Annotated in this window: 5 protein-coding genes and 1 pseudogene; 2 read left to right on the forward strand and 4 right to left on the reverse strand. The window is 64.8% G+C overall.

The annotated features are described in order from the left end of the window. Positions 1–65: 65 nt before the first annotated feature. A complete protein-coding gene (locus BLX41_RS31235; RefSeq protein ID WP_123727976.1) occupies positions 66–308 on the forward strand; it encodes a hypothetical protein in 243 nt (80 codons plus the stop codon). 64 nt (positions 309–372) lie between these two features. Here BLX41_RS31235 and BLX41_RS31240 read toward each other — a convergent pair whose 3' ends face one another. From BLX41_RS31240 to BLX41_RS31255, 3 genes are all read right to left on the reverse strand, one after another. Then, positions 373–993: a LysE family translocator gene (locus tag BLX41_RS31240; protein WP_011062117.1), complete on the reverse strand. Its 621-nt coding sequence runs from the start codon at positions 991–993 to the stop codon at positions 373–375. 212 nt (positions 994–1,205) lie between these two features. Then, a complete protein-coding gene (locus BLX41_RS31250) occupies positions 1,206–2,234 on the reverse strand; it encodes a hypothetical protein (protein WP_123727978.1) in 1,029 nt (342 codons plus the stop codon). A 104-nt stretch (positions 2,235–2,338) separates the two neighbouring features. Beyond that, positions 2,339–3,337: a bile acid:sodium symporter family protein gene (locus BLX41_RS31255; RefSeq protein ID WP_123727979.1), complete on the reverse strand. Its 999-nt coding sequence runs from the start codon at positions 3,335–3,337 to the stop codon at positions 2,339–2,341. Positions 3,338–3,422: 85 nt separating this feature from the next. Between BLX41_RS31255 and BLX41_RS31260 the strand changes: the two genes are divergently transcribed. Continuing rightward, on the forward strand, positions 3,423–4,214 hold the full coding sequence (locus BLX41_RS31260) for an AraC family transcriptional regulator (RefSeq protein ID WP_123727980.1): 792 nt from the start codon (positions 3,423–3,425) through the stop codon (positions 4,212–4,214). A 24-nt stretch (positions 4,215–4,238) separates the two neighbouring features. Here BLX41_RS31260 and BLX41_RS36835 read toward each other — a convergent pair. Beyond that, a pseudogene (locus BLX41_RS36835) lies at positions 4,239–4,377 on the reverse strand (NADP-dependent oxidoreductase); the annotation flags it as partial.

A 4,377-nucleotide genomic window follows, 5' to 3' on the forward strand; every position in this document is an offset into this window, starting at 1 on the left:
AATGGCTGCGCAGGGCCGATATGTGTAGGCTTTTCGGCTCTTGCCTAACCCCTGGACACTGAGCCATGACCGATCAGCTTTGCCTGGTATTCGTACCTGCGTTGGTGGCCTTGCTGCTGAATGCCGAAAACACCAAGGGCATGCCCCTGACCGAGGCCGAAGTGCTGGATATTCGTGATAACGCCGCCTGTATCGCGTTGCCGGTGGCAGCGGCGCTGAGCATGGAAAACGAGCGGGGTTACCGCGATCTGGTGGCCGAGAACTGCTGGGAACAGTGGCAGCAGTTTAGGAGCGAGGCGCAAGCCTGAGTGGCGGCCTTGGCGTGACCTCGTGAGCTTGTCGGGGCCGCTGGCAGTGGCTGGGAGCGGCTTCTCAGCGCCTGCTCAAGGCCAATCGAGCGGCAAACAGTACGAAGATCATCCCTGTGGTGCGGTCCATCCACTGGATCACCTTTTCCCGCTGCAGCACACCGGCCAGGGGCCGGGTGGCGGCGATCAGCAGTAGCGACCAGACCAGCCCCAGCACCACGTGAATGCTCACCAGGCCGAAGGTCCAGGCCACCAACGGCTGGCCCTGGGGAATGAACTGCGGCAGAAAGGACACGTAGAACACTCCCACCTTGGGGTTGAGCACATTGCCCAGCATGCCCTTGAGAAACCAGTTGGTGCCGGGGTCGCTGTTCGCGCCTGTGGGAGCAAACGAGTGGCGCGGGCGCAGCAGCATGTTCAGTCCCAGCCAGGCGAGGTAGGCGGCGCCGCAGTACTTCAACAGGTTGAAGGCCAGTTCCGACACCGCTATCAAGGCCCCCAGGCCGAAGGCCACAGCCGCGCCCCAGATCAGGCAGCCGGCATTGATGCCCAACGCCGCGCGCAGCGCCTGCCGCCGACCTTCCACAGTGGCGGTGCGCAGCACCAGGGCGGTGTCCAGGCCCGGGGTCAGGGTCAGCAGCGTGGCGGCCAGGGTGAAGGCCAGGAGATTCTCAGTGATGGACATGGGGCAGGGTTTCAAGCTTGGGGGTTGGCGAACGTTAGCACAGCCGTGGGGTGCCAATGTGCGCCACGGGTGCGGGTGATCACGGAAGGGGCGGTGAATCTGTAGGAGCGAGCTTGCTCGCGATGATTTCCAACGCGCCGCAGCTTCCCTGCAAGTGCGGGTTATCGTTGACGTCCTTCGCGAGCAAGCTCGCTCCTACGAGAGGGCGGTGGTCAATACGGGCCGCGGGGTTCAGGAATGCCCAGCTGCTGTTGCCGGGCTTCGAGCTGTTTGTCCACGGCGCGTTTGCCACTGAGCAGCTTGAGGTGCTGCACGCTGGGCGGTAGCTGGCTGTCGATCAGTGTCAGCAGATCCATCTGTGGGGCCTTGATGATGCGCAGGTCGGCGATGTTCGAGGTTTTCAGGCCGCTGAGTTCCCCCAGGCTCTTGAGGTTGATCAGGCTCAGCTTGTGCAGCCGCGCCAGTCCGGCGAGATCCAGCCGGCGCAGTTGCGCCTGGTCCTCGATCTTCAGCACCTCAAGCTGTGGAAAGCCATCCAGTTGCAGTTGGTGGAGGCCGCGCACCCGAAGGATCTCCAGATCCGTGACCTGGGGGTTGTGCAACTCCGGCATGCTCTCGCGGCTGCCGAAACTCAGCGCCAGGCTGCGCAGCCCGGCCATGCCGGCCACCATGTCCAGGGTGGTCTTGGCCGGCAGGCGATGCAGGCTCAGGTGCCTGATGCTCGGGCACTGGCTCAGCACATCCAGCTGATGGCTCTGCACGCTGATGCTCAGGCTGTGCAACTCGGGCATCCAGCCAATCGGCGCCAGTTCGATCGCCGGGCCCTTGTCCAGGGACAGCCGCAGGCTGTGCAGTTGCTCCAGGTTGGGCAGGCTGAGCAGTTCAGGCAGGTCGGCGCTGATCACCTGCAGGGCAAACTCCCGAAGCAGGGGCAGGCGGCCGATGGCCTCGTAGTGATCCAGGGTGTCGAGGCAGTCCAGGCTCAGGGACTGCACATGGGGCAGGGCCAGCAACACCCGGGCATCGAACGCGCTGCCCGGGTAATGGCTATAGAAACGCACGGTGAGGCGTTCACCGAAACGGGCGCAGAGCGTGTCGAGCTGACTCAGCAGTTCGCCGTCGTACTGTTCGGCCTTGGCGAACTGGACGATGACCTGGGCCTGGTCATCGGCCTCCAGGCGGGCGCTAACCTGCAGTTCCAGGTCGGCCTGGCTGGGGGCTTGAATTCGATGGGGAAACATCAGCGGTCCTTGATGATTTTCGCCGCGGCATCATGCCATTGCGCACGCTTCATCGCCATCTGCGCGCAGGCCCGGTCAACCGCCGGGCCGCCTTGCAGGAACAGTTACGGGTCGACCTGGCCCATCAGCTCGGCCACCGATTCCGGGCGCTTGGCGTAGCGCTGGGCCAGCACCGCGCAGACCATCAGCTGGATCTGGTGGAACAGCATCAGCGGCAAAATCAGCACGCCCATGGTGCTGCCGGCAAACAGCACCTGGGCCATCGGCACGCCAGTGGCCAGGCTCTTTTTCGAGCCGCAGAAGAGGATGGTGATGCGGTCTTCCTGGTCGAAGCCGAACAGCTTGCCGAGAAAGCTCGACGCCAGCAGCACCAGGGCCAGGAGGCTGCAGCAGGCCACCAGCAGCCCGCCCAGTTCCCACAGCGGGATCTGCTGCCAGATGCCTTCGTTCACCGCCTCGCTGAAGGCGCCGTAGACCACCAGCAGGATCGAGCCCTGGTCGACGAAACGCAGCCAGTTCTTGTTGCGCCCGACCCAGGCGCCGATCCAGCGCCGGGCGATCTGTCCGGCGATGAATGGCAGCAGCAATTGCACGCTGATCTTGAGGATCGCGTCCAGGGTCGAGCCGCCGTCGCCGTGCACATTCAGCAGCAGGGTCACCAAGAGCGGGGTGAGGAAGATCCCGAACAGGCTCGACGCCGCAGCGCTGCAGATGGCCGCCGGGATATTGCCTCGGGCCAGGGAGGTGAAGGCGATGGCCGATTGCACCGTGGCCGGCAGGGCGCACAGATACAGCATGCCCATGTACAGCTCATTGCCCACCAGCGGCGACAGCAATGGCTTGAGTGCCAGCCCCAGTAGCGGGAAGAGCACGAAGGTCAGGCTGAACACCAGCAGATGCAGGCGCCAGTGGCCGGCCCCGGCGATGATCGCCTCGCGCGACAGCTTGGCGCCGTGGAGGAAGAACAGCAGGCCGATGGCGAGGTTGGTCAGCCAGCCGAAGCCGACCGCCACCTGGCCGCTGGCCGGCAGGAAGCTGGCCAGCAGGACCACGCCGATCAGGGTCAGGGTGAAGTTGTCGGGCAAAAGACGCGAGCGAGTCATAGCGGGATCATCCGGGGGTTGCCAAGAGCGATGGGGCGACTCTAACGTGGCTGGAATTTACCGACTAACGCCAAGGAGCCAGTTAATGCCGCCTAAAGGACATGAAAAGATCGTCCGGCGCAGTATTCCCGGGCTGCCCAGCTTGCCCAGGCCGGTGTACGGCCGCACCGAATCCTTGCCCAATCGGGCGCTGACCCGGCGCCACAGCCATCCCTGGGTGCAGTTGTCCTATGCGATTCAGGGGGTGCTGGAAATCCACACCAGCGGCGGGCGCTTTATCGCGCCGCCGCAACGGGCGGTATGGATTCCCGCCGGGGTGCCGCACCGGGTGTTCAGCTCGCCGCGCACCGAGATGCGCAGCCTGTACCTGGACTGCAGCGTCACCGCCTGGGCGGCCACCGACAATTGCCAGGTGCTGGCGGTCAGCAGCCTGCTGCGGGAGTTGATCCGCGCCTTCAGCGAGTTGCCGGTGGAATATGTCGAGGACAGCGCCGACGGACGCCTGGCCCAGGTGCTGCTGGACCAGCTGGCGGCCGCGCCGCAACTGGACCTGATGCTGCCGCTGCCCCTGGACCCGCGCTTGCGGGCGATCTACCGCAGCCTGCAGGCGCACCCGGAACAGCAGACCACCCTGGGCCAGTGGAGCCAGAAGCTGGGGGTGACGGAGAAGACCCTCAGCCGGCTGTTTCTCAAGGACACCGGGCTGACCTTTCGTGCCTGGCGCCAGCGTCTGCGTCTGCTAGGCGCCCTAACTCCCCTGGAGCAGGGCGAGCGGGTCACCGATGTGGCGCTGGCCTGTGGTTATGACTCGACCTCGGCGTTTATCGCTGCGTTTCGCCAGCAGTTCGAGGCGACACCGGGTGAGTTTTTCCGTTGATCGCGCCGACGAGCACAACGCGTCTCAGTCCAGCACCTGGAGCACCATCTTGGTTCTGGCCTCGCCGCGCTGCAGTCGGTCATGGGCGTTGGCGACCTGTTCCAGTGCAAGAATCTCGATTGGTGGCGGTTGTACCCGGCCACTGCACAGCAGGGCTCCGATC

The sequence above is a fragment of the Pseudomonas protegens genome (genome assembly GCF_003732485.1).
In the GTDB taxonomy this organism is placed as follows: Bacteria; Pseudomonadota; Gammaproteobacteria; order Pseudomonadales; family Pseudomonadaceae; genus Aquipseudomonas; species Aquipseudomonas protegens_B.